Annotated in this window: 2 protein-coding genes and 1 pseudogene; 1 reads left to right on the top strand and 2 read right to left on the bottom strand. The window is 54.8% G+C overall.

Translation table 11 applies throughout. The annotated features are described in order from the left end of the window. The first annotated feature begins 743 nt into the window (after window positions 1-743). Complete coding sequence (locus E1H13_RS26010) at window positions 744-2,780, top strand: ATP-binding protein (RefSeq protein ID WP_206071108.1); 2,037 nt, start codon at window positions 744-746, stop codon at window positions 2,778-2,780. A gap of 106 nt (window positions 2,781-2,886) precedes the next feature. Here E1H13_RS26010 and E1H13_RS26005 read toward each other — a convergent pair whose 3' ends face one another. Both E1H13_RS26005 and E1H13_RS26000 read right to left on the bottom strand, forming a co-directional pair. Further along, the gene (locus E1H13_RS26005) at window positions 2,887-3,828 is read right to left on the bottom strand and encodes a hypothetical protein (RefSeq protein WP_169617872.1); all 942 of its coding nucleotides are present in this window, start codon (window positions 3,826-3,828) and stop codon (window positions 2,887-2,889) included. 150 nt (window positions 3,829-3,978) lie between these two features. Then, window positions 3,979-5,328: pseudogene (locus tag E1H13_RS26000) on the bottom strand (cryptochrome/photolyase family protein); the annotation flags it as partial. Window positions 5,329-5,511 lie beyond the last annotated feature (183 nt).

Below are 5,511 nucleotides of genomic sequence, written 5' to 3'. Positions count from 1 at the left end.
CACCCCTTCCTAGCGTTTCTTTCTCTCTCCACTTCTCGCCCTCAGAGCCTCTTTCCCATGTCTAGGTCGGAAGAGCCATTAATCGCAGAGCAGCCGTTGAGGTTCAAGATATTGTTCGCTCCTTAATGCTATTGAACTCTAATGATTTCAACTTGCTGGGCGTTGGACACACCTGGTTGCAGGGGCTAGAAATCGAACCTGAGGATAGAGCTCGATTTGGATTTAGAAAAAATGTTGAATCGAATCCCAGGAAAATTATCCAGGGATTATCTTGGCTAATGAATCTATATCAGCCATCTGTGCTAGCTATTGATCAACTCGATTCTATTGTAACTCGGCATCATTATGGAGCTGGTAATGCTAGAATTTCCGATCTTTCGGAAGAACAACGTCTTTCAAAGGCGATTATTGAAAGTATCGGTGGTGGTCTAATGGCTCTGCGCGATATAACTTATCGCACTCAGACACTGATTTCGTGTTTGGAGCCGACCTGGAGTATTCTTTGTGATCAAGCTATAAGCACATTTCAGGATCGCTTCCGTGAGCCAATAGTAATAGGGCGAGTGATTCAATCTGATGTTGCTCAAGCTATCGTTCAGAAGCGCTTACAGAAAGCATATTCGCAGGTAAGTTTTACTGCCCCTTATCTTAGTTGGCCGTTTTCAGAGTCATTCTTTGAATCTGCCATTCGTCATTCTCCTCGACGAATTTTAAAGCGATGTGATGAGCACCGAAAGCATTGCTTGGCTTTAGGAGAGATACAAGAAATTCATGCCTTCGGGGATGTTAAACCTGTCTCAACTCTGTCCTTTGATTTTGAGGAACTTGATCGCCAATTTGCAGCAGCTCAGCAGCAGGCTGATCTCGATTCAGCCCATGATGAACAACAGGAAGATACCGTTTTAGGGCAGTGGCTACAGACCGCTGGCGAATGTTTAGTACTAGAAAACCCCACCGCCGATGCCATAGACACCCAAGTCGAGGTGGACTTTCCAGGGGGCAAAAACTATCCACAGCTCCATGCCAGGGTGCGGCTCATTTACCGGGACGAAGGGGACCGGGAAAAGCACTTATCGATGCGGGCGTTACTGCGATCGCACCATGCTGCCTACCGGGCTCGGCTCAAAACAGCCATGACTACCGCTGGCATCGACCATGCCCTCAGCTTTCGGCGGTTGTTGATTTTTAGAATTGGGGATCTACCGGGGGGAGCGACCACCCAGGAGCTTACCCAGAGGTTTACTGGGGCGGGTGGGCTGATGATTTATCCCAGCGATGCTGAATTGCGGGTTTTGGCCGCCCTGCACCAGATCAAAGACCAGGACAACTTTGCCACCTGGTTGCGCGATCGCCGCCCGGCCTCTCAGTTACCCAGCTTCCAAGATACCGTCGCCTGGCTGTTTGGTGAGGCTACCCACCCAGCACCCCAGGTTACCAGCACCCCCAAAACCTCAACAGCTACCCCCGGGGGCCAGACCACCACCAATTCCCCCGAGGGGGACCCGCCGTCACCGCCCCCGATCACACCATTCCCTGTGGTTGGCCTCCCCATTGGCCAACGGCTGGGACCTCGCCCCGAAACTCTGGCCATTCCCTTAGAAGCTCTGACCAAACACACCGTCGTGTTGGCGGGCAGTGGGGCTGGTAAAACCGTACTGGTGCGCCGATTGGTGGAAGAAGCCATTCTGCAGAACATTCCCGCCATTGTGATTGATGGGGCCAACGATTTGGCCCGCATGGGCGACCCCTGGCCAAAGGTGCCGGTGGCCTGGGCTGCCGAGGATGGTGCCAAAGCCCAGCGGTATCAGCAGAGGGTGGATGTCCGGGTTTGGACCCCAGGGCGCGAAGCAGGCAATGCCGTCAATCTGAATCCGCTGCCCGATTTTGCAGCCTTGTCCAGTGATGCCGACGAACTGGATCAGGCGATTGACATGGCTCGCGACAGCTTGCAAGACATGGTGGCCTCAGGGAATTCCGCTTCAGCTAAGGTAAAGCGGGGCATTCTTAGAAATGCTTTGAAGGAGTTTGCTGACAACGGCGGTGGTAATCTGGAGACCTTCGCCGAGTTTTTGCGAGACCTGCCTGAAGAGGCGGCCGGTAATATTGCGAAAGCCGACAAACATGCCCAGGAGATGGCCGATTTACTCAGTGCCGAGATGGCCAATAATCCTTTACTGCGTCAGAGTGGTGCGCCGCTGGAGCCCGCTATTTTGCTCGGCTTGCATGGGGCCATAGACCAAACTCGCCTCTCAATTCTCAACTTCATCGGCCTGCCAGGGCTGCCCCAGCAGCAGCAGTTTCTCAACCAACTGGCCATGACCCTATTCACCTGGATTAAGAAAAATCCGGCCCCAACCGGTCAACCCCTGCGGGGTCTACTCGTGATTGATGAGGCCAAGGATTTTCTACCATCCCAGGGCAGTACCCCCTGTAAGTCCAGCCTGATTCGATTGGCGGCCCAAGCCCGAAAATATGGCCTGGGTCTAATTTTCGCCACCCAGGCCCCCAAAAGCATCGATCACAATATCATTGCCAATTGTTCCACGCAGTTCTACGGGCGGGCCAACTCCCCAGCGGCTATTGATGTGGTGCGCGACCAACTACGACAACGGGGCGGCCAGGGGGACGACATTGCCCAGTTGGAACGGGGGCAATTCTATGTTGCCTCTGAATCGATCAATCCACCGGTCAAAATTGCTGCCCCCCTCTGTCTGTCTTATCATCCCCCCAGTCCTTTGGATGAGCTCGGGGTGCTGGAGCGAGCCCGGCGATCGCGCTAAGCCAGCTTGCCAGTACAGAACCCAGGGTTCTTGGGCTGATGGACCCTGAGTTTCTCAGCAGCTCAAGGCAAAACCTGGGATCTGAACGGGGCCCGATCGCTATCCCTCAACGCCTCCGGCTGGGGGGCTGGTCGCTGTCATCCTCTGACCACAGTTCCATCGCTTCCACATCAATGGTAGGCGCATTGTCATCTCGCAGTCGTGGCCCAGAGGGCAGCCCGGCGGTCACATCACTTACCGTTTCTCGCAACTGTTTGCGCAGGTGGCGAGTTTGCTTCTTGACATTCCCCAAAAAACCACCCAAACGTTCCTGAGCTTCGGCTTGCAGCTGCTGACGACGCTGCTGAGCTTCGGTCTGCAATTTCTGGCGGCGATCGTGAAATTGCTCACTCACCTGATGTCCCATATCGCGGGTGTTATCAACGGCAGACTCCCAACTGCGGCGGGGGTCAGGTATCCTATCCACCGGTAGGCGATCGAGGGGAATGCGGTCAAAGGGTAATCTGGGCCGTGGCGGTTCAGGGGATGGGGGTTCGGCCACCGCCACCATTGGAGCTTGGCGCAGAGCCCCTTCTTCCGCCATCATCCGACGGCGACTGGCGCTGATCACCCCTAACGGATCGAGGCCATAGACGCCGGGGGCAAACCCACTGCCCACCTCGGGGACAAAACAATATTGCAAGATGTTGCCATTGCTGGGGTCAAAGCGATAGTCGGTGATCCGGCCAACGCGATCGCCGTGGTCAGACCACAATTCTAGATCTCCTAAGGGAACGCAATCTTGCAGGTGCTGGTCAATGTTTTCCGTCATTGCCCCCGCCTTAATCACTACCCCATCCCGCCCAATAGAGGCTACCTGCGACCACAGGAACCGCTGACTTTGTCGTCCCAGCAGCCCGCTGCTACAGCCTAACCCTTGAATTTGGTGGGTCCGCCCATTCACCCAAACTTCTGTAATTGGGCCAAACTCGTCAGCGGTGTCTAGGTTAATCGCCAGGTGATTCAGCAGATTGCGCTTACCCAAGCCTTGAGGGAATGACTCATTCATAGCAGCAGTCCCGGCACGACCCTTCTATGGTAAACGATCCACCCATGGGCCAAGGATAGAAAGACAGAAGGCAAAAGGCAAATACTACTCCATGCAAAGGTTTGCTGCTGCACAGAGAGCTAGGGCACGGTTGCAAGAACCTCGGATGCTTTATCCCTGATGAGCTTTGTGCCATTCAGCGGCCTGCTGCTGTATGGTTTCTAGTTCCTGCTCAGACATCTTGTCCAGGTTTTTCAAAATAAAACTCATCCGCCCCTGGGACTGTAGTTTGTCGCGGTGGCGGTGCAAAAAATCCCAGTAAAAAAAGTTGAACGGGCAGGCCTTGTCTCCAGTACGGTCCTTATGGTTATAGTGGCAGCCCTTGCAATAATCACTCATGCGATTCACGTAATTGGCAGAGGATGCATAGGGCTTAGAGGCTAATTGGCCGCCGTCGGCAAACAGCCCCATACCGATTACATTGGTCTGCATCACCCAGTCGTAGGCATCGATAAAGACGGCATGGAACCAGTCTTCTACCGCCTGGGGGTTAAACCCAGCAATCAGCGAAAAGTTGCTGAGAATCATCAGCCGCTGAATGTGGTGGGCATAGCCAGTCCGTTGGGTTTGGTCAATCACCTGGTGCAGACAATTCATGGCCACATCCCCAGTCCAAAAGAAGTCTGGCAACGGCTGATCATGATCAAACCAATTGCCCTGGGCATAGTCGGCGTCAAAGTAGGTATAGAGCCCCCGCATATACTCGCGCCACCCCAACACCTGTCGAATAAATCCCTCGACACTGTTAAGGGGCAGGTTCTGGTCTTGGTAAGCGGTTTCTGCCCGTTGAATCACCTCCAGGGGATGCAGCAGCCCCAGGTTAAGGTAAGGGGATAGTAGGGCATGCCACAGGGTTTCTTCCCCCGTCACCATGGCATCCTGGTAGGGACCAAAGGTGTCCAGCCGGTGGTCAATAAAGGTATCGAGCACCGCTAGCGCCTGCGCACGGGTTACCCCCCAGCGAAAGGGAGTAGCTTGCCCAAAGGTGGGTATGTCCAAATTCTCGACTTTTTCAATCACCGCCTGGGTGATGTCGTCTGGGTCAAACCACTGGGGCGAAGGCGGGTTGAGCTTTCCCTTGGGAGGTTTGCGGTTCTCTTTGTCAAAGTTCCACTGCTCCCCCTCGGGCTGGCCATCGGTGACTAGTACCTCGAACCGCTTGCGCCCCTCTCGGTAGAAGCTTTCCATCAGCAGTCCTTTGCGGCTGTCGGCCCAGGTGTTAAACTCGGCCTCCGCCCAGAGGAAATGATTGTTGTCCAGCAGGGTGAGCTCACAGGGCAAATCCAGGGCCAACAGCCATTGCCGAAAGGGATGATCTACCGGGTCCATCAGCCGCAGTTCAGTAATCTCCTGGTCGGCGATCCAGGTCTTTAAGGCGGCTGCCGTGTCATCGGTCAGTTCATAGGTGACCGCCCAACCATCGGCCTCCAGGGCCTGGGCAAAGTGGCGCATGGCCCAATACTGTTCGGATAAGGTTCAGGTTGGTATTAGGATCGAGAAATTAAGTTGGGGTCGAACCGTTCCCCTCCCCCGATGGGAGGGTTTTCGGGCGGGGAATTTTGCCCGAGGCTTTTTCACGACCCGTGGATTACTGCGCCCCGCTCGGGGCGGAATGCGTTGTTCTGCCAACTCCGTCATGAGCCA

The sequence above is a fragment of the Nodosilinea sp. P-1105 genome (assembly GCF_012911975.1).
Classification (GTDB): domain Bacteria; phylum Cyanobacteriota; class Cyanobacteriia; order Phormidesmidales; family Phormidesmidaceae; genus Nodosilinea.
Note: the sequence above shows the minus strand (reverse complement) of the source record. Positions and strands in the feature narration are given on the sequence as shown.

What these genes read in the sequence shown, in the direction of transcription:
- E1H13_RS26005 (WP_169617872.1), bottom strand. Translation starts at nt 3,828, where the DNA reads ATGAATGAGTCATTCCCTCAAGGCTTGGGTAAGCGCAATCTGCTGAAT.